Origin of the sequence: Serratia sp. TMDUHS_CL, assembly GCF_037137105.1 — a bacterium.
GTDB lineage: Bacteria > Pseudomonadota > Gammaproteobacteria > Enterobacterales > Enterobacteriaceae > Serratia > Serratia nevei.
The window spans coordinates 1-22,381 of sequence record NZ_JBBBDV010000010.1 but is presented as its reverse complement, the minus strand read 5'-3'; the positions used below and the strand labels follow the sequence as shown (position 1 = coordinate 22,381).

Sequence of the window (22,381 nt, the reverse complement as noted above, 5' to 3'; positions counted from 1 at the left end):
CGGAGGAGTAAGAACAATGGCAATTGTTAAATGTAAACCTACATCTCCGGGTCGTCGCCACGTTGTTAAAGTGGTTAACCCTGAGCTGCACAAGGGTAAACCTTATGCCCCGCTGCTGGAAAAACTGAGCAAAAGCGGTGGTCGTAACAACAATGGCCGTATCACCACCCGTCATATCGGTGGTGGCCACAAGCAACATTATCGTCTGGTTGACTTCAAGCGCAACAAAGACGGTATCCCTGCTGTGGTTGAGCGTCTGGAGTACGATCCGAACCGTTCCGCGAACATCGCGCTGGTTCTGTACAAAGACGGCGAACGCCGTTACATCCTGGCGCCGAAAGGCCTGAAAGCTGGTGACCAGATTCAATCTGGCGTTGATGCTGCAATCAAAGCGGGTAACACCCTGCCGATGCGCAACATTCCAGTTGGTTCAACGGTTCACAACGTAGAAATGAAACCAGGTAAAGGCGGCCAGATGGCTCGCTCCGCTGGTGCCTACGTTCAGATCGTTGCTCGTGATGGTTCCTACGTAACTCTGCGTCTGCGCTCCGGCGAAATGCGTAAAGTTCCAGCTGATTGCCGCGCCACCCTGGGTGAAGTCGGTAACGCTGAACACATGCTTCGCGTTCTGGGTAAAGCAGGTGCTGCACGTTGGCGTGGTGTTCGTCCTACCGTTCGCGGTACGGCGATGAACCCGGTAGATCACCCGCACGGTGGTGGTGAAGGTCGTAACTTTGGTAAGCACCCGGTAACTCCGTGGGGCGTTCAGACCAAAGGTAAGAAGACCCGTAGCAACAAGCGTACTGATAAGTTCATCGTACGTCGCCGTAGCAAAAAATAATTAGAGGATAAGCCATGCCACGTTCTCTCAAGAAAGGTCCTTTTATTGACCTGCACTTGCTGAAGAAGGTAGAGAAAGCGGTGGAAAGCGGTGACAAGAAGCCTTTGCGCACTTGGTCCCGTCGTTCAACGATCTTTCCTAACATGATCGGTTTGACCATCGCTGTCCATAATGGTCGTCAGCACGTACCAGTGTTCGTTTCCGATGAAATGGTCGGTCACAAACTGGGTGAATTCGCGCCGACTCGTACTTATCGCGGCCATGCGGCTGATAAAAAAGCTAAAAAGCGCTAAGGTAGGAGGAAGAGATGGAAACTATCGCTAAACATCGCCACGCTCGTTCTTCTGCTCAGAAGGTTCGCCTTGTTGCTGACCTGATTCGCGGTAAGAAAGTGTCGCAAGCTCTGGAAACTCTGACCTACACCAACAAGAAAGCTGCTGGTCTGGTTAAGAAAGTGCTGGAGTCTGCCATTGCTAACGCAGAACACAACGATGGCGCTGACATCGATGATCTGAAAGTTACGAAAATCTTCGTAGACGAAGGCCCAAGCATGAAGCGCATTATGCCGCGTGCAAAAGGTCGTGCAGATCGCATCCTGAAGCGCACCAGCCACATTACTGTGGTTGTGTCCGATCGCTGAGACTCTGGAGACTAGCAATGGGTCAGAAAGTACATCCTAATGGTATTCGCCTGGGTATTGTCAAACCTTGGAACTCTACTTGGTATGCGAATACCAAAGAATTCGCTGACAACCTGGACAGCGACTTTAAAGTTCGTCAATTCCTGACTAAGGAACTGTCGAAAGCTTCCGTTTCTCGCATCGTTATCGAGCGTCCTGCGAAGAGCATCCGTGTGACCATTCACACTGCTCGCCCAGGCATCGTTATCGGCAAGAAAGGTGAAGACGTCGAAAAACTGCGCAAGGTCGTAGCGGACATCGCTGGCGTTCCTGCACAGATCAACATCGCCGAAGTCCGTAAACCGGAACTCGACGCTAAATTGGTTGCTGACAGCATCACTTCTCAGCTGGAACGTCGCGTTATGTTCCGTCGTGCTATGAAGCGTGCAGTACAGAACGCAATGCGTCTTGGCGCTAAAGGTATCAAAGTTGAAGTAAGCGGCCGTCTTGGCGGCGCCGAAATCGCACGTACCGAATGGTACCGCGAAGGTCGTGTTCCATTGCACACTCTGCGTGCGGACATCGACTACAACACATCTGAAGCGCACACCACTTATGGTGTAATCGGCGTTAAGGTATGGATCTTCAAAGGTGAGATCCTGGGTGGTATGGCTGCAGTTGAACAACCGGAACCGGCTGCTCAACCTAAAAAGCAGCAGCGTAAAGGCCGCAAGTAAGGAGAGTCGCTGATGTTACAACCAAAGCGTACAAAATTCCGTAAGGTGCACAAGGGCCGCAACCGTGGTCTGGCGCAAGGTACGGATGTTAGCTTCGGCACTTTCGGTCTGAAAGCTGTTGGCCGTGGCCGTCTGACTGCTCGTCAAATCGAAGCAGCTCGTCGTGCAATGACTCGTGCAGTTAAGCGTCAAGGCAAGATCTGGATCCGTGTATTCCCGGACAAACCGATCACCGAGAAGCCGCTGGAAGTGCGTATGGGTAAAGGTAAGGGTAACGTGGAGTATTGGGTTGCCCTGATCCAGCCTGGTAAGGTCCTGTACGAAATGGACGGCGTGCCAGAAGAGGTTGCCCGCGAGGCATTCAAACTGGCAGCAGCGAAACTGCCGATCAAAACCACCTTTGTAACTAAGACGGTGATGTAATGAAAGCACAAGAGCTGCGTGAAAAAAGCGTTGAAGAGCTGAATGCCGAGCTGCTCAACCTGCTGCGTGAGCAATTCAACTTGCGCATGCAGGCGGCCAGTGGCCAGCTGCAACAAACTCACCTGTTGAAACAAGTGCGTCGTGACGTCGCACGCGTTAAGACTTTACTGACTCAAAAGGCGGGTGTGTAAATGACTGAAGTTATCCGTACCCTGCAGGGTCGTGTTGTTAGCGATAAAATGGAGAAATCCATCGTTGTTGCTATCGAGCGTACTGTGAAGCACCCGATCTACGGGAAATTCATCAAACGTACGACCAAGCTGCACGTACATGACGAGAACAACGAATGTGGTACCGGCGACGTGGTGGAAATCCGCGAATGCCGCCCACTGTCCAAGACTAAGTCCTGGACGTTGGTTCGCGTTGTAGAGAAAGCGATTCTGTAATAGAGTAGCTGGCTCTCACTTAATAAACGGCTCAGAAAATGAGCCGTTTATTTTTTCTACCCATACCAAGTAAGCGGTGTTATAATGCTGCGCCCTCGGTTATGGGGCTTTTCAACGGCCTAATTTTTACTTGGGTCTTTAAAGTAGTAGTTGACATTAGCGGAGCACTAAAATGATCCAAGAACAGACTATGCTGAACGTCGCCGACAACTCCGGTGCACGTCGCGTAATGTGTATCAAGGTTCTAGGTGGCTCGCACCGTCGCTACGCAGGCGTCGGCGACATCATCAAAATTACCATCAAGGAAGCAATTCCTCGCGGTAAGGTGAAGAAAGGCGATGTTCTGAAGGCGGTAGTGGTGCGCACCAAGAAGGGTGTACGTCGCCCGGACGGTTCTGTCATTCGCTTCGATGGCAATGCATGCGTTATTTTGAACAATAACAGCGAGCAGCCAATCGGTACGCGTATTTTTGGGCCGGTAACTCGTGAACTGCGTAATGAGAAGTTCATGAAAATTATCTCTCTGGCACCAGAAGTACTCTAAGGAGCGAACATGGCAGCGAAGATCCGTCGTGATGACGAAGTTATCGTGATTACCGGGAAAGACAAAGGTAAGCGCGGTAAAGTAAAAAATGTCCTGTCTGCTGGCAAGGTCATTGTTGAAGGCATCAACCTGGTTAAGAAACACCAGAAGCCGGTTCCGGCTCTGAACCAACCAGGCGGCATTGTTGAGAAAGAAGCTGCAATTCAGGTTTCTAACATTGCTATCTTCAACGCGGCTACCGGCAAGGCTGACCGTGTAGGCTTTAGATTCGAAGAGGGCAAAAAAGTCCGTTTCTTCAAGTCTAACAGCGAAACTATCAAGTAATTTGGAGTAATACGATGGCGAAACTGCATGATTACTACAAAGACGAGGTAGTCAAACAACTGATGTCTCAGTTTGATTACAACTCTGTCATGCAAGTCCCTCGGGTCGAGAAGATCACCCTGAACATGGGTGTTGGTGAAGCGATTGCTGACAAGAAACTGCTGGATAACGCCGCAGCGGACCTGGCAGCCATCTCCGGTCAAAAACCGTTGATCACCAAAGCCCGCAAATCTGTTGCAGGCTTCAAAATCCGTCAGGGCTATCCGATCGGCTGTAAAGTAACTCTGCGTGGCGAACGCATGTGGGAGTTCTTTGAGCGTCTGATCTCCATTGCTGTTCCACGTATCCGTGACTTCCGTGGCCTGTCCGCCAAGTCATTCGATGGCCGTGGCAACTACAGCATGGGCGTGCGTGAGCAAATCATCTTCCCAGAAATCGACTACGACAAAGTCGATCGCGTTCGTGGTTTGGATATTACCATTACCACTACTGCGAAATCTGATGATGAAGGCCGCGCGCTGCTGGCTGCTTTTAACTTCCCGTTCCGCAAGTAAGGCAGGGTTACTGATGGCTAAGCAATCAATGAAAGCACGCGAAGTCAAGCGCGTGAAATTAGCTGACAAGTTCTTTGCAAAACGCGTTGAACTGAAAGCTATTATCTCTGATGTGAACGCGTCCGATGAAGATCGTTGGGATGCCGTTCTCAAGCTGCAAACTCTGCCGCGTGATTCCAGCCCGTCTCGTCAGCGTAAACGCTGCCGCCAAACTGGCCGTCCACATGGTTATGTGGGCAAATTCGGGTTGAGCCGTATTAAGCTTCGTGAAGCCGCTATGCGCGGTGAAGTACCAGGCTTGAAAAAGGCTAGCTGGTAATTACCAATTGAATCACGGGAGTAAAGACAGATGAGCATGCAAGATCCGATCGCGGATATGCTGACCCGTATCCGTAACGGTCAAGCCGCGAACAAAGTTGCGGTCACCATGCCTTCCTCCAAGCTGAAAGTGGCAATTGCCAACGTGCTGAAGGAAGAAGGTTTTATTGAAGATTTCAAAATCGAAGGCGACGCCAAGCCTGTTCTGGAACTGGTACTGAAGTACTTCCAGGGCAAAGCTGTGGTAGAAAGCATTCAACGTATCAGCCGTCCAGGTCTGCGCATCTACAAGAAAAAAGATGAGCTGCCAAAAGTTATGGCCGGTTTGGGTATCGCTGTTGTTTCTACCTCTAAAGGTGTTATGACCGATCGTGCAGCTCGCCAGGCTGGTCTGGGTGGCGAGATTATCTGCTACGTAGCTTAATTCGGGAGGAAAGAATGTCTCGTGTTGCAAAAGCACCCGTCGTCATTCCTGCCGGCGTAGAGGTAAAACTCAACGGTCAGGTTATTTCGATTAAGGGTAAAAACGGCGAGTTGACTCGTACTATCCACGACGCCGTTGAAGTGAAGCAAGAAGCTAACGCACTGACTTTCGCTCCGCGCGAAGGTTTTGCTAACGCATGGGCTCAAGCGGGTACCACGCGCGCTCTGCTGAACGCAATGGTTGTTGGTGTTACCGAAGGCTTCACCAAAAAGCTTCAACTGGTAGGTGTTGGTTATCGTGCTGCCGTTAAAGGCAACGTGGTGAATTTGGCCCTGGGCTTCTCTCACCCTATCGATCACCAGCTGCCGGCAGGTATCACTGCTGAATGCCCAAGCCAAACTGAAATCGTGCTGAAAGGCGCTGATAAGCAGGTTATTGGCCAGGTAGCAGCAGATCTGCGCGCTTACCGTCGTCCTGAGCCTTACAAAGGTAAAGGTGTTCGTTACGCCGACGAAGTCGTGCGTACCAAAGAGGCTAAGAAGAAGTAAGGTAACACTATGGATAAGAAATCTGCTCGTATCCGTCGTGCGACCCGCGCACGCCGCAAGCTCCAAGAGCTGGGTGCAACCCGCCTGGTGGTACATCGTACCCCGCGTCACATTTACGCACAGGTGATTGCTCCAAACGGTTCTGAAGTACTGGTAGCCGCTTCTACTTTAGAAAAAGCTATCGCGGAGCAACTGAAGTATTCCGGTAACAAAGACGCAGCAGCAGCCGTAGGTAAAGCTCTGGCTGAGCGCGCGTTGGAAAAAGGGATTGCGAAAGTATCCTTTGACCGTTCCGGTTTCCAATATCATGGTCGAGTCCAGGCACTGGCAGATGCTGCCCGTGAAGCTGGCCTTCAGTTCTAAGGAAGAGGTTTAAGATGGCTCACATCGAAAAACAAGCTGGCGAACTGCAGGAAAAGCTGATCGCGGTAAACCGCGTATCTAAAACCGTAAAAGGTGGCCGTATTTTCAGCTTTACCGCACTGACTGTAGTTGGTGATGGTAACGGTCGCGTTGGTTTTGGCTACGGCAAAGCACGCGAAGTTCCAGCAGCGATCCAGAAAGCGATGGAAAAAGCCCGTCGCAACATGATGAACGTCGCGCTGAACAGCGGCACCCTGCAGCACCCTGTTAAGGGCGCTCACACGGGTTCTCGCGTGTTCATGCAGCCTGCTCATGAAGGTACCGGTATCATCGCGGGTGGTGCAATGCGCGCCGTTCTCGAAGTTGCTGGGGTGCACAACGTATTGGCTAAAGCTTATGGTTCCACTAACCCGATCAACGTGGTTCGTGCAACTATCGACGCTCTGGCGAATATGAAGTCTCCTGAAATGGTCGCTGCTAAGCGTGGTAAATCCGTTGCCGACATTCTGGGGTAATTGACCATGGCTAAGACTATTAAAGTTACACAAACTCGCAGCTCAATTGGCCGTCTGCCGAAGCATAAAGCTACTCTGCTCGGTCTGGGTCTGCGTCGTATTGGTCACACCGTAGAGCGCGAGGATACTCCTGCTGTTCGCGGTATGGTCAACCTGGTTTCCTACATGGTTAAAGTTGAGGAGTAACAGATGCGTTTAAATACTCTGTCTCCGGCTGAAGGTGCCAAGCATGCGCCTAAGCGTGTAGGTCGTGGTATTGGTTCTGGCCTGGGTAAAACCGGCGGCCGTGGTCACAAAGGTCAGAAGTCTCGTTCTGGCGGTGGCGTACGTCGTGGTTTCGAAGGTGGTCAGATGCCTCTGTACCGTCGTCTGCCGAAATTCGGCTTCACTTCACGCAAAGCGATGATCACGGCAGAAGTTCGTCTGTCTGAACTGGCTCTGGTTGAAGGCGATGTTATCGACCTGAACGCGCTGAAAGCCGCTAACGTAGTTGGTGTCCAGATCGAATTCGCGAAAGTTGTACTTTCTGGCGAAGTCGCTCGTCCGGTAACCCTGCGTGGTCTGCGTGTCACCAAAGGCGCTCGTGCTGCTATCGAGGCTGCTGGCGGTAAAATTGAGGAATAAGTAGCAGATGGCTAAGCAACCAGGATTAGATTTTCAAAGTGCTAAAGGCGGGCTCGGCGAGCTGAAGCGCAGACTTTTGTTTGTCATCGGCGCGCTGATTGTCTTCCGTATCGGCTCTTTCATTCCGATTCCTGGTATCGATGCCACTGTGCTTGCCAAATTGCTTGAGCAGCAGAGAGGCACTATCATTGAAATGTTTAACATGTTCTCTGGTGGTGCCCTCAGCCGTGCTTCTATCTTTGCTCTGGGGATCATGCCGTATATCTCGGCGTCGATCATTATCCAGCTGCTGACGGTGGTTCATCCAGCGTTGGCCGAAATCAAGAAAGAAGGGGAGGCTGGCCGTCGCAAGATTAGCCAGTACACCCGTTACGGTACGCTGGTATTGGCCATATTCCAGTCGATCGGTATTGCTACCGGTCTGCCGAATATGCCTGGTATGCAGGGCCTGGTGTTAAACCCAGGCTTTGCATTCTACTTTACTGCGGTTGTGAGCCTGGTGACCGGGACAATGTTCCTGATGTGGCTGGGTGAGCAGATTACTGAGCGCGGTATCGGCAACGGTATCTCGATCATTATCTTCGCGGGTATTGTAGCGGGGCTCCCGCCGGCAGTGGCCCATACTATCGAGCAAGCGCGGCAAGGCGACCTGCACTTCCTCCTGCTGCTGTTGGTTGCAGTATTGGTGTTTGCAGTAACCTTCTTCGTTGTTTTCATCGAGCGTGGTCAACGTCGTATCGTCGTTAACTATGCGAAGCGTCAACAAGGTCGTCGTGTTTATGCAGCACAGAGTACACACTTACCGTTGAAAGTGAACATGGCGGGTGTTATCCCGGCGATTTTCGCTTCCAGCATTATTCTGTTCCCGGCCACGATTGCATCATGGTTTGGGGGCGGTACCGGTTGGAACTGGCTGACTACGATTTCGCTGTATTTGCAGCCAGGGCAACCGCTTTATGTGTTACTCTATGCGTCTGCAATCATCTTCTTCTGTTTCTTCTACACGGCGTTGGTCTTCAACCCGCGTGAGACAGCAGATAACCTGAAGAAGTCCGGTGCCTTCGTACCAGGAATTCGTCCGGGAGAGCAAACGGCGAAGTATATCGATAAAGTAATGACGCGTTTAACCCTGGTGGGCGCGATGTACATTACTTTCATCTGCCTGATCCCGGAGTTCATGCGTGATGCAATGAAAGTACCATTCTACTTTGGTGGTACCTCGCTACTGATCGTGGTTGTCGTCATCATGGACTTTATGGCTCAAGTGCAAACTCTGATGATGTCAAGTCAGTACGAGTCTGCATTGAAGAAAGCAAATCTGAAAGGCTATAACCGCTAGTCAGATTCGTTTGAGAAGTTACGGAGAGTAAAAATGAAAGTTCGTGCTTCCGTCAAGAAATTATGTCGTAACTGCAAAATCGTTAAGCGTAACGGTGTCGTTCGTGTGATTTGCAGCGCCGAGCCGAAGCATAAACAGCGTCAAGGCTGATTATCTCGCATATTTTTCTTGCAAAGTTGGGTTGAGCTGGCTAGATTAGCCAGCCAATCTTTTGTATGTCGCACTGCAACATTATTTGAGTATCCTGAAAACGGGCTTTTCAGAATGGTGTTGCTGTATAAAATAGTAGGAGTGCATAGTGGCCCGTATAGCAGGCATTAACATTCCTGATCATAAACATACCGTTATCGCCTTAACGTCGATCTTCGGTATCGGTAAAACCCGTTCACAGGCTATCTGTGCATCCACGGGTATTGCTGAAAATGTTAAGATCAGTGAGCTGTCTGAAGAGCAAATCGAAAAGCTTCGTGATGCAGTTGCCAAATACACCGTTGAGGGTGATTTGCGTCGTGAAATTACCCTGAGCATCAAGCGTCTTATGGACCTTGGTTGCTATCGTGGTTTGCGTCATCGTCGTGGTCTGCCGGTACGCGGTCAGCGCACCAAGACCAACGCTCGTACCCGTAAGGGTCCGCGCAAGCCGATCAAGAAATAATCGGGGTTATTGAATAATGGCAAAGGCACCTGTTCGTACACGTAAGCGTGTAAGAAAGCAAGTCTCTGACGGCGTGGCTCATATCCATGCTTCTTTCAACAACACCATCGTTACCATCACTGATCGTCAGGGTAATGCTTTGGGTTGGGCAACAGCCGGTGGTTCCGGTTTCCGTGGTTCTCGTAAGTCCACTCCGTTCGCAGCACAGGTTGCAGCAGAACGTTGTGCTGACGCAGTAAAAGAATACGGTATCAAGAACCTGGAAGTTATGGTTAAAGGACCTGGTCCTGGTCGTGAGTCTACTATCCGCGCTCTGAACGCGGCTGGTTTCCGCATCACTAATATTACTGATGTGACTCCGATCCCTCATAACGGTTGTCGTCCGCCGAAAAAGCGCCGCGTGTAACGCAGCTTTTAGGATTGTTGGAGAAAGAAAATGGCAAGATATTTGGGTCCTAAGCTCAAGCTGAGCCGTCGTGAGGGCACAGACCTGTTCCTTAAGTCTGGCGTTCGCGCGATCGATTCCAAGTGTAAAATTGAACAAGCACCTGGTCAGCACGGTGCGCGTAAACCGCGTCTGTCTGATTACGGTGTTCAGTTGCGTGAGAAGCAGAAAGTTCGCCGTATGTACGGCATTCTGGAGCGTCAATTCCGTAACTATTACAAAGAAGCAACCCGCCTGAAGGGCAACACCGGTGAAAACCTGTTGCAGCTGCTGGAAGGTCGTCTGGACAACGTTGTTTACCGTATGGGCTTCGGCGCTACTCGTGCAGAGTCACGTCAGCTGGTTAGCCACAAAGCAGTTATGGTAAACGGTCACGTTGTTAACATCGCTTCTTATCAGGTATCTCCGAATGACGTAGTCAGCATCCGCGAGAAAGCTAAAAAGCAGTCTCGTGTTAAAGCTTCTCTGGAGCTGGCTGAGCAGCGTGAAAAGCCGACTTGGCTGGAAGTTGATGCTGCTAAGATGGAAGGCGTGTTCAAGCGTATGCCTGAACGTACCGATCTGTCTGCGGACATTAACGAACACCTGATCGTCGAGCTTTACTCCAAGTAAAGCTTAGTACCAAAGAGAGGACACAATGCAGGGTTCTGTGACAGAGTTTCTAAAACCGCGCCTGGTAGATATCGAGCAAGTCAGTTCGACGCACGCCAAGGTGACCCTTGAGCCTTTAGAGCGTGGCTTTGGCCATACTCTTGGCAACGCACTGCGCCGTATTCTGCTTTCATCTATGCCGGGTTGCGCGGTGACCGAGGTTGAGATTGATGGTGTACTGCATGAGTACAGCACCAAAGAAGGCGTACAGGAAGATATCCTGGAGATCCTGCTCAACCTGAAAGGGCTGGCGGTGAGAGTTCAAGGCAAAGACGAAGTTATTCTTACCCTGAATAAATCTGGCATTGGCCCTGTGACCGCTGCCGACATCACCCATGATGGTGATGTCGAAATCGTCAAGCCTCAGCACGTGATTTGCCACCTGACTGATGAGAACGCGGCTATCAGCATGCGTATCAAAGTTCAGCGCGGTCGCGGTTATGTGCCGGCTTCTGCCCGAATTCATTCGGAAGAAGATGAGCGCCCAATCGGTCGTCTGTTGGTTGACGCCTGCTACAGCCCTGTAGAGCGTATCGCCTACAATGTTGAAGCTGCGCGTGTAGAACAGCGTACTGACTTGGATAAGCTGGTCATCGAGATGGAGACCAATGGCACGATCGATCCTGAAGAGGCGATCCGCCGTGCGGCCACCATTCTGGCTGAACAACTTGAAGCTTTCGTTGACCTGCGTGATGTACGTCAGCCGGAAGTTAAAGAAGAGAAACCAGAGTTCGATCCGATCTTGCTGCGCCCTGTTGACGATCTGGAATTGACTGTCCGCTCTGCTAACTGCCTCAAGGCAGAAGCTATCCACTACATCGGTGATCTGGTACAGCGTACCGAGGTTGAGTTGCTGAAAACGCCAAACCTGGGTAAAAAATCTCTTACCGAGATTAAAGACGTGCTGGCCTCACGTGGTCTGTCTCTGGGCATGCGCCTGGAAAACTGGCCGCCGGCAAGCATTGCTGACGAGTAACCGGATCACAGGTTAAGGTTTTACTGAGAAGGATAAGGTCATGCGCCATCGTAAGAGTGGTCGTCAACTGAACCGTAACAGCAGCCATCGCCAGGCTATGTTCCGTAACATGGCCGGCTCTTTGGTTCGTCATGAGATCATCAAGACGACCCTGCCAAAAGCAAAAGAGCTGCGTCGCGTTGTTGAGCCGCTGATTACTCTTGCCAAGACCGACAGCGTAGCTAATCGTCGTCTGGCATTCGCCCGTACTCGTGATAACGAGATCGTGGCAAAACTGTTTAACGAGCTGGGCCCGCGTTTCGCGAGCCGTGCCGGTGGTTACACTCGCATTCTGAAGTGTGGCTTCCGCGCAGGCGACAACGCGCCGATGGCATACATCGAGCTGGTTGATCGTGCTGAGTCTCAAGCAGAAGTAGCAACTGCAGAGTAATCTGTAGACGCGTAAAAAAACCGGGCTTGCCCGGTTTTTTTACGTCCAAACCCAGCCAAATGTGCGTAATTCTCCCGCTGCGCTTAAGATCCCCGCCCCTATCCGCTATGCTAAGGCTTCATCATTAAGCTTACCGAGGCTGTCTGTCATGGGGTTGCTCGATCAATGGGCGGAACGTCATATCCTTGATGCCCAGGATAAAGGCGAGTTCGACAATCTGCCCGGCCAGGGCCAACCGTTGACGCTGGAAGATGACAGCGCGGTGCCGGCTGAGCTACGCGCCGGTTACCGTCTGCTGAAAAATGCCGGTTACCTGCCACCGGAGCTGGAAGATCGCAAAGAGGCGTTGACCGTTGCTCGCTTGCTGCAAGAGATTAGCAGTGAGCATCCGGACTATGTCGAACTCAGTAATCGCATGGCGCTGCTGGAGCATCGATTACGTCAGGCTGGGATGAGTACGGATTTCTTGCATGGCGAATATCAGCGTGCATTGGACGGCAAATTCACCCGGGAGGAGAAGTAATGTTCAAGATAGGTCAGTTGGCCAAGCTTGCTGAAGTGACGCCGGATACCGTGCGTTACTATGAAAAGCAGGGCATGATGGATCACAATGTCCGCACCGAAGGCGGCTATCGGTTGTATACCGAGCAGGATCTGCAGCGGCTGCGCTTCATTCGCTATGCCAAGCAGCTGGGGTTTACTCTGGAAACGATCGCCGAGCTGCTGTCGATCCGCGTCGATCCTGAGCATCATACCTGCCAAGAGTCGAAGTCGATCGTCGATGCGCGGCTGAGCGAAGTGGAAAGCAAGTTGGCGGAGCTGACTCGTATGCGCGAATCGCTGAAGCGGCTGAGTGATGCCTGCTGCGGCACTGCCCATACCAGCAATTATTGCTCTATTCTGGAAGCCTTGGAACAGGGCGCCAGCGATGAAAAAGGCAAAAAAGGTTGCTGACGATACTTTAATTTTTATACCGCCGGCAGTATTATCGCCCCGTTTTATTACCCCACCTTTTACAGGAGCATTATCATGACGAAATATCGTCACACTAAAGGTCAGATTCAAGATAACGCCATTGAGGCGCTGCTGCATGATCCGCTATTCCGTCAACGAGTAGAAAAGAATGTGAAAGGCAAAGGCAGCTATCGGCGTAAAGAAAAACACAACAAAGGCGGTAACTGGGAGGCCAGTGGTAAACGATCAAACGATCAGTTACCACTGGCCTTCTGGTTTTAAGGCATTAAAAAAGCCACCTTCGTCAGGTGGCTTTTTATTGGCGTAACCAAACGCTGTTTTACAGTTTTGGCTGTTGTTGCTGGCTCAGCAGGTCACGGATTTCCGTCAGCAGTTTCTCTTCTGCGGTAGGTGCTGGCGGCGCTGCCGGGGCTTCTTCCTGCTTGCGGCGCATTTTGTTCATCAATTTAATCGCCAGGAAGATGGCGAAGGCGACAATCACGAAGTCGAATACGGTTTGAATGAATGAACCGTAGTTCATTACCACCGCCGGGACGGCGCCCTGAGCTTCACGTAAAACCAGATGGAACTGTTTAAAGTCGACGCCGCCGATCAGTAGGCCCAGAGGTGGCATGATGATATCGGCCACGAAGGACGAAACAATCTTGCCGAATGCAGCACCGATAATCACACCGACGGCCAAATCGACCACGTTGCCACGCATGGCAAATTCGCGAAACTCTTTCAACATACTCATAGAACGCACCCCTTGCAGAATTAATAACTCAAGTTTAACAAAGCAATTTCCCTTTGCCACAAAAGGAGAGAAGTTTTATCTCCCCCAAGGCAGAGAACAACTACGCGATTATAGACCATCGCCTAATAAATTCGTTCTACAAGAAGAACGGGCTCGGTTGGAACAAGCGTTCAACGTCCGGCACGAATTTCTTGTCGGTAATAAACATGATGACGTGATCGCCCTGTTCGATTTTGCTGTTGCCATTGGCGATGATAACGTCGTCGCCACGCACGATCGCACCGATGGTGGTACCTGGTGGCAGCTTGATGTCTTCGACGATGCGGCCGACCACTTTGGACGTGCTTTCATCGCCGTGGGCAATCGCTTCGATCGCTTCCGCCACGCCGCGGCGCAGTGACGAAACGCTGACGATATCCGCTTTGCGCACGTGCCCCAACAGGGCGGAGATGGTCGCCTGTTGGGGGGAAATGGCAATATCGATCACGCTGCCTTGCACCAGATCGACATAGGCGCGGCGCTGGATCAATACCATTACCTTCTTGGCGCCCATGCGCTTGGCCAGCATGGCGGACATGATGTTGGCCTCATCGTCGTTGGTGATAGCGATGAAGACATCCACTTGCTCGACGTGCTCTTCGGCCAGCAGCTCCTGGTCGGAGGCATCGCCGTAGAACACGATGGTATCGTGCAGCTGCTCGGCCAGTTCGGCGGCGCGTTGCTGGTTTCGCTCGATAAGTTTGACGTTGTAGTCTTTTTCCAGCTTGGCGGCCAGGCCGGCGCCGACGTTGCCGCCACCGACGATCATGATGCGCTTATACGGTTTTTCCAGCCGCTGCAGTTCGCTCATCACCGCGCGGATGTGTTGTGATGCGGCGACGAAGAACACTTCATCACCGGCTTCGATAATGGTCGAGCCTTGCGGCCGGATAGGTCTGTCCTGGCGGAAAATTGCGGCGACGCGGGTGTCGATATGTGGCATGTGTTCGCGCATCGAAGAGAGCGCATTGCCGACCAGCGGGCCACCGTAATAGGCTTTAACCGCGGCGATGCTGACCTTACCTTCGGCGAAATTGACCACCTGCAGCGCGCCGGGGTATTCAATCAGCTTGTAGATATAGTCTATGACCAACTGTTCCGGTGAAATCAGATGGTCGATCGGCACCGCTTCCGGCAGGAACAGTTTCTCCGACTCGCGGATATATTCCGGCGCGCGGATACGGGCGATACGGTTGGGGGTATTAAACAGAGAATAGGCGATCTGGCAGGCGATCATGTTGGTTTCGTCGGAGTTGGTGACGGCGACCAGCATGTCGGCGTCTTCCGCGCCGGCTTCGCGCAGCACTCGAGGGTGAGAGCCGTGCCCCTGAACCACGCGCAGATCGAATTTATCCTGCAGCTGACGCAGACGACCGGAATCGGTATCGACGACGGTGATATCGTTGTTTTCACCCACCAGGTTTTCCGCCAGCGTCCCGCCAACCTGACCGGCACCAAGAATAATTATTTTCATCGTGTTCTCTGCTTCACACTGAAAGACTTAGGGCGCGCACGCACGCCCCGAAGCATTACATTTTAATCAGCTTAGCGTAAAAGAAGCCATCGCCGTCCTCGGGATGCGGGATATTCTGCCGCCCAGGCCGCTGCGCATCGCCGGTTTCAACCAGCTTGGCATCGGCGTGGCGCTGCAAGAACGCGGCGATCTGGCTGCTGTTTTCATCCGGCAGGATAGAGCAGGTGGCGTAAACCATCACGCCACCCGATTTCAGATGGGGCCAGACGGCTTCCAGGATGTCGGCCTGCAGCGCGGCGAGTTCGGCGATGTCGCGATCGCGGCGCAGCCATTTGATGTCGGGGTGACGGCGGATCACGCCGGTGGCGGAACAAGGCGCGTCCAGCAGAATCCGGTCGAACTGCTTGTCACCGCACCATTGCTGCGGGGTGCGGCCATCACCCAGCTTAACTTCGGCATGCAAACGCAGGCGCTGCAGGTTTTCTTTCACCCGCGCCAGGCGCTGTTCGTCGATATCGACCGCCATGACGTGCGCTTTCGGTGCCGCTTCCAGAATATGCGTGGTTTTGCCGCCAGGCGCGGCGCACAAATCGAGGATCTGTTCACCGTCTTGCGGATCCAATAGATCGACACAGCCCTGGGCTGAGGCATCTTGCACGGTGACCCAGCCGTCGGCGAACCCAGGCAGATCGGTCACGGCGCAAGGCGCCAGCAAACGCACTGCATCGGCATAGTCTGCGTGAGGTTCTGCGGCGATGCCGGCGTCGGTCAACAACTGCAGATAAGCTTCCCGGGTGTGATGCAGGCGGTTGACGCGCAGCCACATCGGTGGCTTCTGGTTATTGGCGTCGACGATCTGTTCCCAGTTGGCGGGATAGGCTTGTTGAAGGCGTTTCAGCAACCAGCTTGGGTGCAGATAGCGGCTGTCATTGTTGGCGGCGCGCTGTAGCAGCTCTTCCTGCTGGCGCTGGAATTGCCGCAAGACGCCGTTAATCAGGCCTTTCAACTGCGGGCGTTTCAGCGCTACCGCGCCCTCCACGGTTTCCGCCAATACGGCGTGCGCCGGGATACGGGTATACAGCAGCTGATACAGGCCGACCATCAGCAAATAGTGCAGCGTGCGCTGCTTGCCGGTCAGCGGCTTAGCCATCAATTGCTGAATGCACCATTCGAGCTGCGGCAGCACGCGCAGCGTGCCGAAACACAGTTCCTGCAGCAACCCGCGATCTTTATCGCTGATGGTGGTTTGGAGCGCCGGCAGGACGGTGCTGAGCGACTGCCCTTGATCCAGCACCTGGCCGATGGCTTTGGCAGCGATGCTGCGGAGATTGTAATTATTTTTCATAGGCTGAAGCTGATAACGATCGGCATTAAGAAAATAACGGCCCGGCGATGAACGGCCGGGCAGTGGGGTTGACTTACAGCCGGTTACCCGGGGTAAACCATTCACGACGTGAATTTAAAAGGTCTTGCGCCGACATCGGTTTCTTGCCGGCGGGCTGCAGTTGGATCAGATTGAGGATGCCGTCGGCGGTCGCCACCTGAATGCCGTGCTTGTCGGCATGGACAACGGTGCCTGGCTCCGCGTTGGTGCTTTGCGTCAGTACGCTGGCTTGCCACACTTTCACCGGTTGATCGTCGATGGTGAAGTAGCTGACCGGCCAAGGGTTGAAGGCGCGGATACAACGCTCTAACTGAGCGGCGGACAGATTCCAGTCCAGACGGGCTTCTTCTTTGCTCAGCTTCTCTGCATAGGTGACCAGCGCTTCGTCCTGCACTTCGCGGGTGGCGCTGCCGTCTGCCATTTGGCGCAGCGTAGTCAGCATGCCCTGCGGGCCGAGCTGTGCCAGCTTGTCGTAGAGACTGGCGCTGGTATCGCTGCTCTCAATCGGGCAGGCAATCTTGTGCATCATGTCGCCAGTATCGAGACCGACGTCCATCTGCATGATGGTCACGCCGGTTTCGCTGTCGCCGGCCCAGAGCGAACGCTGGATCGGTGCCGCGCCGCGCCAGCGAGGCAGCAGCGAGCCATGTACGTTGATGCAACCGAGACGCGGCATATCCAGCACCGCCTGCGGCAGGATTAGCCCGTAGGCAACCACCACCATCACGTCGGCGTGGAGATCGGCCACCAGGCGTTGGTTTTCTTCGGGGCGCAGCGATTTGGGCTGAAAGACCGGCAGTTGGTGTTGTTCAGCCAGTACTTTGACCGGGCTTGGCGTCAGCTTGTTGCCGCGGCCTGCCGGGCGGTCGGGCTGGGTAAAAACGCCGACAATCTGGTGCTCAGATGACAACAGCGCGTCAAGATGACGCGCTGCGAAGTCTGGTGTTCCGGCGAAAATAATCCGTAAAGAGTCAGACACGTTGATTTCCTGATCGGTTAGGCGCGGGCTTGAAGCTTGGCCATTTTTTCCAGTTTCTGACGAATGCGCTGACGCTTGAGCGGCGACAGGTAATCGACGAACAGTTTACCCATCAGGTGATCCATCTCGTGCTGGATGCAGATCGCCAACAGATCGTCCGCTTCCAGCTCGAAAGGTTTGCCTTCGCGATCCAGCGCGCGGATCTTCACCTGCGCGGCACGGGGTACCAACGCACGCTGTTCGGGAATGGAAAGACAGCCTTCCTCGATGCCGGTTTCGCCACTTTTTTCCAGCAGTTCCGGGTTGATCAGCACCAGGCGCTGATCGCGATTCTCGGAGACGTCGATCACGATAATGCGCTGATGGATATCCACCTGAGTCGCAGCCAGGCCAATGCCTTCCTCTGCGTACATGGTTTCAAACATATCATCCACGATGCGCTGGATATCTGCATTGACTTCTTTTACCGGCGCTGCGACTTTGCGCAGACGCTCGTCTGGGAAATGTAATACCTGCAAGACTGACATATATCTTTAGATCTGTATCCGAGTAATGAACGAGGTTTAACCTCTATTCTAGACATTTCCCGGCCTGATTGACAGCATTGCGCACCAATTGCTCAGATTGGTAATACCACCGTTTTTGCTGAGGGAACAGACGATGCGGCCGGAAGAGATCGCTTTACGGATGCGAGGGGTAACGGGGCTGCAGACCGTTGTGGCCAGCCGGCTCGTGCGGCAGCTATCGCAAATGGGGTGCGAGCCTCGCCGCGTGCTGCATGAGCTAGGGTTGGACGAACGGCAGCAGACGCAGTTCAACCAGGTGGATCCCGGTTATCTGGCCGCGACCCTGCGTTGGCTGGAGGAGCCGGCGCACCGTATGCTGAACTACGGAGCGGCCGGTTATCCGGAACGCCTGGCCCAGATCGACGATGCGCCGCTGTTTCTGCTGATCGAGGGCGATCCTCAGGCGTTGCTGCGCCCGCAGCTCGCCATGGTTGGCAGCCGGCAGTTCAGCCACTACGGTGAGCGTTGGGCCAATTATTTCGCCGAGGAATTGGCGCGTTGCGGTTTCACCATCACCAGCGGTTTGGCGATCGGCATCGACGGCATTTGCCATCGCGCAGCGCTGGCGGTCGGGGGTTGCACGGTAGCGGTGCTGGGCAGCGGGCTGGCCAATGTTTATCCACGCCGGCACCGCAGGCTCGCGGAGCATATTGTCGAGCAGGGCGGCGCGGTGATTTCAGATCATTTGGTCACTGATTTACCTCTGGCCGACCATTTTCCGCGCCGTAACCGTATTATCAGCGGGCTGAGCCAGGGCGTTCTGGTCATAGAAGCCTCGTTGCGCAGCGGTACTCTGGTGACGGCTCGCTATGCGCTGGAGCAGGGGCGTGAAGTGTTCGCCTTGCCGGGGCCGTTAGGGAACCCGATGAGCGAGGGGACACATTGGCTGATCCAACAGGGCGCGCACCTGGTCACCGGGCCTAAAGATATCGCAGAATTGCTGGGAAGCGGCCTTCACTGGCTGCCACTGAACGAAAATACAACTATTTGTGCGTCGCAGGCTGAAGTTGAATTGCCATTTGCCGATGTGTTGGCTAACGTAGGAGATGAGGTGACACCTGTTGACGTCGTCGCTGAACGTGCCGGCCAACCTGTGCCAGTGGTGGTAATCAAGTTACTCGAACTGGAGTTAGCAGGTTGGATCGCAGCTGTACCCGGCGGCTATGTCCGAATAAGGAGGGCAAGCCATGTTCGACGTACTCATGTACTTGTTTGAAACTTATATCCACAATGAACCAGAGATGCGCGTCGATCAGGATCAACTGACTGATGATCTCGCTCAGGCGGGGTTTCATCGGGATGATATCTACAACGCGTTGAATTGGCTTGAGAAGTTGGCTGACCTGCAAGAAGGTCAAAATGCGCCTTACTTTATGGATGCCGATCCGCTGGCGATGCGGATCTACACCGAAGAGGAAAGCGCGCGTTTGGACGCCGGCTGCCGTGGTTTTCTCCTGTTCCTGGAACAGATTCAGGTATTGAACCTCGAAACCCGTGAAATGGTTATCGACCGCGTTATGGCCTTGGATAATGCGGAATTCGATCTCGAAGATCTGAAATGGGTCGTGTTGATGGTGCTGTTTAATATCCCCGGATATGAAAGCGCCTATCAGCAAATGGAAGAACTGTTGTTTGAAGTGAACGAAGGTTATCTGCATTGAGCCGATAACGCGCATAGAAGACGTTATGACAAAAAACGCGATTTTTGCCGCCAGGCAAAATGAACCCTGTCCGGAATGCGGGGCCGAGTTGGTGATCCGTAGCGGTCGCCATGGCCCCTTCCTCGGTTGTTCCCAGTACCCTGAATGCCAATATATTCGCCCGCTGAAAGCGCAGGCCGACGGGCATATCGTCAAGGTGCTGGATGGGCAACAGTGCCCGAAGTGCCAGGCGACGTTGGTGCTGCGCCAGGGGCGCTATGGCATGTTTATCGGTTGCAGCGATTATCCGCAGTGCGATCATACTGAAGTGATCGATAAGCCTGACGAAACCGCCATTACCTGTCCGCAGTGCGGTCAGGGCAAACTGCTGCAGCGTAAATCGCGCTATGGCAAGGTTTTTCACTCCTGCGATCGTTACCCGGAATGCCAATTTGCCCTCAATGTTAAACCCGTCGCCGGTGAATGTGCCTATTGCCATTATCCGCTGCTGATGGAAAAGCGCACGGCAAAAGGCCCCGTCCTGTGCTGTGCCAGCAAGCTGTGCGGAAAACCTGTCGCGACTACAGAATAATCACATCATGAACTCAGAATTAAGCCCGAACCTTGTATCTATCATCGATGCTTTGCATCAACAGCAGGTGATTGCCTATCCTACCGAAGCGGTATTCGGCCTGGGGTGCGATCCCGACAGCGAACAGGCGGTCAATGCGCTGCTGGCGTTGAAACAGCGGCCGTGGGAAAAGGGGCTGATTCTGATCGCCGCCGACTATGCGCAGCTTAAGCCTTATATCGACGACAGTGCGCTCAGCGAACAGCAGCGCGCGACGATGTTCGCCAGCTGGCCTGGGCCGGTAACCTGGGTGTTGCCTGCTCGCCCGGAGACGCCACGTTTACTGACCGGGCGTTTCAGCTCGCTGGCGGTGCGCGTTAGCGATCACCCGTTGGTGCAGCGGCTGTGTCGGCAGTACGGTAAGCCACTGGTATCGACCAGTGCCAATCTCAGTGGGTTGGAGCCGTGCCGCAGTGCGGATGAAGTCACACGACAATTCGGCACTGCTTTCCCGGTATTGGCCGGCGAGGTGGGTGGCCGTCTTAATCCTTCCGAAATCAGAGATGCTCTGACCGGCGAACAGATCCGTCAGGGCTAGAGGTAATGGGCATGGAGAAGTTTGCGGTATTTGGCAACCCTATTGGTCACAGCAAGTCGCCGCGAATTCATGCGCTGTTCGCTGCCCAGACTGGCATTGAGCATCCTTATGGAGCGGTGTTGGCGCCGTTGGACAGTTTTGAAACCAGCCTGCAGGCGTTTATCCACGCCGGAGGGCTGGGGGCGAACGTCACGGTGCCTTTCAAAGAGCGTGCTTATGAGCTCGCCTCCGAGCTGAGCGAGCGTGCAGCGATGGCCGGGGCGGTCAATACCCTGAAGGTATTGCCGAATGGCGGTCTATTGGGGGATAACACCGACGGCGTCGGTTTGCTGACCGATCTGCAGCGTCAACAATTGATCCGGCCGCAGGATCGCATTCTGCTGGTGGGCGCCGGCGGCGCAGCGCGCGGTGTGATCCTACCGCTGCTGTCTTTCGGCTGCCGGCTCACGATCACCAACCGCACCTTCAGCCGGGCTCAAGAGTTGGCCCACGCTTTCCGGCATTTGGGGGAAATCTCGGCGGCGCCGATGGATCAACTGGATCAGCAAGCGTTCGATCTGGTGATCAATGCGACGGCGTCCGGCATCAGCGGGGAGATCCCGGCCTTGCCCGCGGGCGTAGTCAACGCGAAAACCCGTTGTTATGACATGTTCTATCAGCAGGGCGTCACGCCATTCCTGGCCTGGGCGCAGCAGCGGGGGGCAACGGAATATGCCGATGGGCTGGGTATGCTGGTGGGGCAGGCGGCGCATGCTTTCCTGCTTTGGCACGGAGTGATGCCAGAGATCGAGCCGGTATTGCGCCAGCTGCGCAGCGAGCTGGCGGCATAAATCCTACCCCGTTCTCTTTATAGGGAACGGGGCGCCCATCAGATATCTTCCGACAGGTATTCGTCTTTCCAGCGTACATAGTTGTTAGAAGAGTAAAGCAATCCCTCCAACTCGGCGGCGGTCAACGGCCGAACCTGGCGTGCCGGGCTGCCCATATAAAGATAGCCGCTCGCCAGGCGCTTGCCCGGCGCCACCAAACTGCCGGCACCAATCATTACGTCGTCTTCTACTACTACACCGTCCAACAGGATCGATCCCATACCGACCAGCACCCGGTTGCCGATGGCGCAGCCGTGCAGCATCGCTTTATGGCCCACGGTCACGTCTTCCCCAATCAGCAGGGGATAACCGTCTGGGTTGTGTTCGGAACGGTGAGTCACATGCAGTACGCTGCCGTCCTGAATATTGCTGCGCGCGCCGATCTTTACCGCATTGACGTCGCCGCGGATAGCGACCAGCGGCCAGATGCTGACGTCATCCGCCAGATCGACGTCGCCGATCACGACGCTGGAAGGATCGATCAAGACGCGCTGACCGAGTTTGGGGGTGTATTGAAGATAAGAACGTACTGCATCGGACATAATGCTGCCTCACGTCGGGATCATATTTACCGGCAATACTAGACTCTGGCGATGGAATTACAACCAACAGCAGCGCCGGATCCTGCGGAAAATGGCCCTGATCGCACAAGATCCACCCGGAAGGGCTGAAAAGTGTGCAAACAGAAAGAAAAGATCAAAAAAGGGGTTGTGCAAAAAACTCGGATCCCTATAATGCGCCTCCATCGACACGGCGCAAGTGATTCACTTCACA

At 53.8% G+C, this 22,381-nt stretch carries 38 protein-coding genes; 32 read left to right on the top strand and 6 right to left on the bottom strand.

The features are described 5' to 3' along the window. Window positions 1-16: 16 nt before the first annotated feature. The 27 genes from rplB (at window position 17) to WCL58_RS17810 (ending at window position 13,012) form a co-directional block, all read left to right on the top strand. Entirely contained in the window at window positions 17-841 is an 825-nt protein-coding gene (gene rplB, locus WCL58_RS17940; RefSeq protein WP_004929775.1) for a 50S ribosomal protein L2, read from the top strand. A 14-nt stretch (window positions 842-855) separates the two neighbouring features. Next, a complete protein-coding gene (rpsS, locus tag WCL58_RS17935; RefSeq protein WP_004929772.1) occupies window positions 856-1,134 on the top strand; it encodes a 30S ribosomal protein S19 in 279 nt (92 codons plus the stop codon). 14 nt (window positions 1,135-1,148) lie between these two features. Further along, the gene (gene rplV / locus WCL58_RS17930; protein ID WP_002223844.1) at window positions 1,149-1,481 is read left to right on the top strand and encodes a 50S ribosomal protein L22; all 333 of its coding nucleotides are present in this window, start codon (window positions 1,149-1,151) and stop codon (window positions 1,479-1,481) included. Between the two features lie 17 nt (window positions 1,482-1,498). Next, entirely contained in the window at window positions 1,499-2,197 is a 699-nt protein-coding gene (rpsC, locus tag WCL58_RS17925) for a 30S ribosomal protein S3 (protein ID WP_004929766.1), read from the top strand. A gap of 12 nt (window positions 2,198-2,209) precedes the next feature. Then, window positions 2,210-2,620: a 50S ribosomal protein L16 gene (rplP, locus tag WCL58_RS17920; protein WP_004929764.1), complete on the top strand. Its 411-nt coding sequence runs from the start codon at window positions 2,210-2,212 to the stop codon at window positions 2,618-2,620. Further along, window positions 2,620-2,811 (top strand): 50S ribosomal protein L29, encoded by a 192-nt coding sequence (rpmC, locus tag WCL58_RS17915; protein ID WP_004929762.1) that lies wholly within the window; start codon window positions 2,620-2,622, stop codon window positions 2,809-2,811. Before rplP ends, rpmC begins: the two co-directional genes overlap by 1 nt. Continuing rightward, window positions 2,812-3,066 carry a 30S ribosomal protein S17 gene (gene rpsQ, locus WCL58_RS17910; RefSeq protein ID WP_004929760.1) on the top strand — a complete coding sequence of 85 codons (255 nt, stop codon included), beginning with the start codon at window positions 2,812-2,814 and terminating at the stop codon, window positions 3,064-3,066. It abuts the gene before it with no gap. 172 nt (window positions 3,067-3,238) lie between these two features. Next, a complete protein-coding gene (rplN, locus tag WCL58_RS17905) occupies window positions 3,239-3,610 on the top strand; it encodes a 50S ribosomal protein L14 (RefSeq protein WP_000613954.1) in 372 nt (123 codons plus the stop codon). Window positions 3,611-3,619: 9 nt separating this feature from the next. Next, window positions 3,620-3,934, top strand: coding sequence for a 50S ribosomal protein L24 (gene rplX / locus WCL58_RS17900; RefSeq protein ID WP_019456185.1), 315 nt, complete (start codon window positions 3,620-3,622; stop codon window positions 3,932-3,934). Between the two features lie 14 nt (window positions 3,935-3,948). Beyond that, on the top strand, window positions 3,949-4,488 hold the full coding sequence (gene rplE, locus WCL58_RS17895; RefSeq protein ID WP_004929756.1) for a 50S ribosomal protein L5: 540 nt from the start codon (window positions 3,949-3,951) through the stop codon (window positions 4,486-4,488). A gap of 13 nt (window positions 4,489-4,501) precedes the next feature. Further along, entirely contained in the window at window positions 4,502-4,807 is a 306-nt protein-coding gene (rpsN, locus tag WCL58_RS17890) for a 30S ribosomal protein S14 (RefSeq protein ID WP_019456186.1), read from the top strand. Window positions 4,808-4,837: 30 nt separating this feature from the next. Next, entirely contained in the window at window positions 4,838-5,230 is a 393-nt protein-coding gene (rpsH, locus tag WCL58_RS17885; RefSeq protein ID WP_004929753.1) for a 30S ribosomal protein S8, read from the top strand. Window positions 5,231-5,244: 14 nt separating this feature from the next. Next, window positions 5,245-5,778, top strand: a complete 534-nt coding sequence (gene rplF / locus WCL58_RS17880; RefSeq protein WP_004929751.1) for a 50S ribosomal protein L6 — start codon at window positions 5,245-5,247, stop codon at window positions 5,776-5,778. A gap of 9 nt (window positions 5,779-5,787) precedes the next feature. Next, window positions 5,788-6,141: a 50S ribosomal protein L18 gene (gene rplR / locus WCL58_RS17875; RefSeq protein WP_004929748.1), complete on the top strand. Its 354-nt coding sequence runs from the start codon at window positions 5,788-5,790 to the stop codon at window positions 6,139-6,141. Between the two features lie 14 nt (window positions 6,142-6,155). Continuing rightward, window positions 6,156-6,656, top strand: coding sequence for a 30S ribosomal protein S5 (gene rpsE, locus WCL58_RS17870; RefSeq protein ID WP_004929747.1), 501 nt, complete (start codon window positions 6,156-6,158; stop codon window positions 6,654-6,656). 6 nt (window positions 6,657-6,662) lie between these two features. Continuing rightward, window positions 6,663-6,842, top strand: a complete 180-nt coding sequence (gene rpmD, locus WCL58_RS17865) for a 50S ribosomal protein L30 (protein WP_048232028.1) — start codon at window positions 6,663-6,665, stop codon at window positions 6,840-6,842. Between the two features lie 3 nt (window positions 6,843-6,845). After that, window positions 6,846-7,280, top strand: a complete 435-nt coding sequence (rplO, locus tag WCL58_RS17860; RefSeq protein ID WP_004929742.1) for a 50S ribosomal protein L15 — start codon at window positions 6,846-6,848, stop codon at window positions 7,278-7,280. Between the two features lie 7 nt (window positions 7,281-7,287). Then, complete coding sequence (secY, locus tag WCL58_RS17855; protein WP_004929740.1) at window positions 7,288-8,619, top strand: preprotein translocase subunit SecY; 1,332 nt, start codon at window positions 7,288-7,290, stop codon at window positions 8,617-8,619. A 33-nt stretch (window positions 8,620-8,652) separates the two neighbouring features. Next, a complete protein-coding gene (gene rpmJ, locus WCL58_RS17850; protein ID WP_002227352.1) occupies window positions 8,653-8,769 on the top strand; it encodes a 50S ribosomal protein L36 in 117 nt (38 codons plus the stop codon). A gap of 148 nt (window positions 8,770-8,917) precedes the next feature. Then, the gene (gene rpsM / locus WCL58_RS17845; protein WP_004929734.1) at window positions 8,918-9,274 is read left to right on the top strand and encodes a 30S ribosomal protein S13; all 357 of its coding nucleotides are present in this window, start codon (window positions 8,918-8,920) and stop codon (window positions 9,272-9,274) included. 16 nt (window positions 9,275-9,290) lie between these two features. Next, window positions 9,291-9,680, top strand: coding sequence for a 30S ribosomal protein S11 (rpsK, locus tag WCL58_RS17840; protein WP_004929731.1), 390 nt, complete (start codon window positions 9,291-9,293; stop codon window positions 9,678-9,680). 30 nt (window positions 9,681-9,710) lie between these two features. Next, the gene (gene rpsD / locus WCL58_RS17835; RefSeq protein ID WP_025304496.1) at window positions 9,711-10,331 is read left to right on the top strand and encodes a 30S ribosomal protein S4; all 621 of its coding nucleotides are present in this window, start codon (window positions 9,711-9,713) and stop codon (window positions 10,329-10,331) included. A gap of 25 nt (window positions 10,332-10,356) precedes the next feature. Then, a complete protein-coding gene (locus tag WCL58_RS17830) occupies window positions 10,357-11,346 on the top strand; it encodes a DNA-directed RNA polymerase subunit alpha (RefSeq protein ID WP_002919219.1) in 990 nt (329 codons plus the stop codon). Between the two features lie 40 nt (window positions 11,347-11,386). Continuing rightward, on the top strand, window positions 11,387-11,776 hold the full coding sequence (gene rplQ, locus WCL58_RS17825; protein WP_004929726.1) for a 50S ribosomal protein L17: 390 nt from the start codon (window positions 11,387-11,389) through the stop codon (window positions 11,774-11,776). A 148-nt stretch (window positions 11,777-11,924) separates the two neighbouring features. Further along, a complete protein-coding gene (locus WCL58_RS17820; protein ID WP_102985421.1) occupies window positions 11,925-12,299 on the top strand; it encodes a DUF1992 domain-containing protein in 375 nt (124 codons plus the stop codon). Beyond that, window positions 12,299-12,730, top strand: a complete 432-nt coding sequence (gene zntR / locus WCL58_RS17815) for a Zn(2+)-responsive transcriptional regulator (RefSeq protein WP_033636251.1) — start codon at window positions 12,299-12,301, stop codon at window positions 12,728-12,730. Before WCL58_RS17820 ends, zntR begins: the two co-directional genes overlap by 1 nt. Window positions 12,731-12,805: 75 nt before the next feature. After that, entirely contained in the window at window positions 12,806-13,012 is a 207-nt protein-coding gene (locus WCL58_RS17810) for an alternative ribosome-rescue factor A (RefSeq protein WP_100396735.1), read from the top strand. 58 nt (window positions 13,013-13,070) lie between these two features. Here the strand turns inward: WCL58_RS17810 and mscL are convergent, their stop codons facing one another. The 5 genes from mscL to def all read right to left on the bottom strand — a co-directional run bounded on the left by mscL (window position 13,071) and on the right by def (window position 17,890). After that, entirely contained in the window at window positions 13,071-13,487 is a 417-nt protein-coding gene (mscL, locus tag WCL58_RS17805) for a large-conductance mechanosensitive channel protein MscL (protein ID WP_025304493.1), read from the bottom strand. A gap of 136 nt (window positions 13,488-13,623) precedes the next feature. Further along, window positions 13,624-15,000 (bottom strand): Trk system potassium transporter TrkA, encoded by a 1,377-nt coding sequence (gene trkA / locus WCL58_RS17800; protein ID WP_004929716.1) that lies wholly within the window; start codon window positions 14,998-15,000, stop codon window positions 13,624-13,626. Window positions 15,001-15,055: 55 nt separating this feature from the next. After that, window positions 15,056-16,345, bottom strand: a complete 1,290-nt coding sequence (gene rsmB / locus WCL58_RS17795; protein WP_089186527.1) for a 16S rRNA (cytosine(967)-C(5))-methyltransferase RsmB — start codon at window positions 16,343-16,345, stop codon at window positions 15,056-15,058. Between the two features lie 73 nt (window positions 16,346-16,418). After that, complete coding sequence (gene fmt, locus WCL58_RS17790) at window positions 16,419-17,363, bottom strand: methionyl-tRNA formyltransferase (protein WP_060424591.1); 945 nt, start codon at window positions 17,361-17,363, stop codon at window positions 16,419-16,421. Between the two features lie 17 nt (window positions 17,364-17,380). Beyond that, window positions 17,381-17,890: a peptide deformylase gene (gene def, locus WCL58_RS17785; protein ID WP_015379260.1), complete on the bottom strand. Its 510-nt coding sequence runs from the start codon at window positions 17,888-17,890 to the stop codon at window positions 17,381-17,383. Between the two features lie 133 nt (window positions 17,891-18,023). Between def and dprA the strand changes: the two genes are divergently transcribed. From dprA to aroE, 5 genes are read left to right on the top strand one after another with little or no spacing between them, the layout of a single operon-like run. Continuing rightward, window positions 18,024-19,145 carry a DNA-protecting protein DprA gene (gene dprA / locus WCL58_RS17780; RefSeq protein WP_060441500.1) on the top strand — a complete coding sequence of 374 codons (1,122 nt, stop codon included), beginning with the start codon at window positions 18,024-18,026 and terminating at the stop codon, window positions 19,143-19,145. Next, window positions 19,117-19,590, top strand: a complete 474-nt coding sequence (gene smg, locus WCL58_RS17775) for a DUF494 family protein Smg (protein WP_033650013.1) — start codon at window positions 19,117-19,119, stop codon at window positions 19,588-19,590. Before dprA ends, smg begins: the two co-directional genes overlap by 29 nt. Before the next feature lie 25 nt (window positions 19,591-19,615). Further along, the gene (locus tag WCL58_RS17770) at window positions 19,616-20,161 is read left to right on the top strand and encodes a DNA topoisomerase family protein (RefSeq protein ID WP_019456195.1); all 546 of its coding nucleotides are present in this window, start codon (window positions 19,616-19,618) and stop codon (window positions 20,159-20,161) included. A 7-nt stretch (window positions 20,162-20,168) separates the two neighbouring features. Further along, window positions 20,169-20,738: an L-threonylcarbamoyladenylate synthase type 1 TsaC gene (tsaC, locus tag WCL58_RS17765; RefSeq protein WP_047729720.1), complete on the top strand. Its 570-nt coding sequence runs from the start codon at window positions 20,169-20,171 to the stop codon at window positions 20,736-20,738. Between the two features lie 11 nt (window positions 20,739-20,749). Beyond that, the gene (gene aroE, locus WCL58_RS17760; RefSeq protein ID WP_100396799.1) at window positions 20,750-21,568 is read left to right on the top strand and encodes a shikimate dehydrogenase; all 819 of its coding nucleotides are present in this window, start codon (window positions 20,750-20,752) and stop codon (window positions 21,566-21,568) included. A 38-nt stretch (window positions 21,569-21,606) separates the two neighbouring features. On the opposite strand, the gene WCL58_RS17755 is transcribed toward aroE, so the two are convergent. Further along, a complete protein-coding gene (locus tag WCL58_RS17755) occupies window positions 21,607-22,149 on the bottom strand; it encodes a gamma carbonic anhydrase family protein (protein WP_004929699.1) in 543 nt (180 codons plus the stop codon). Window positions 22,150-22,381: the final 232 nt, after the last annotated feature.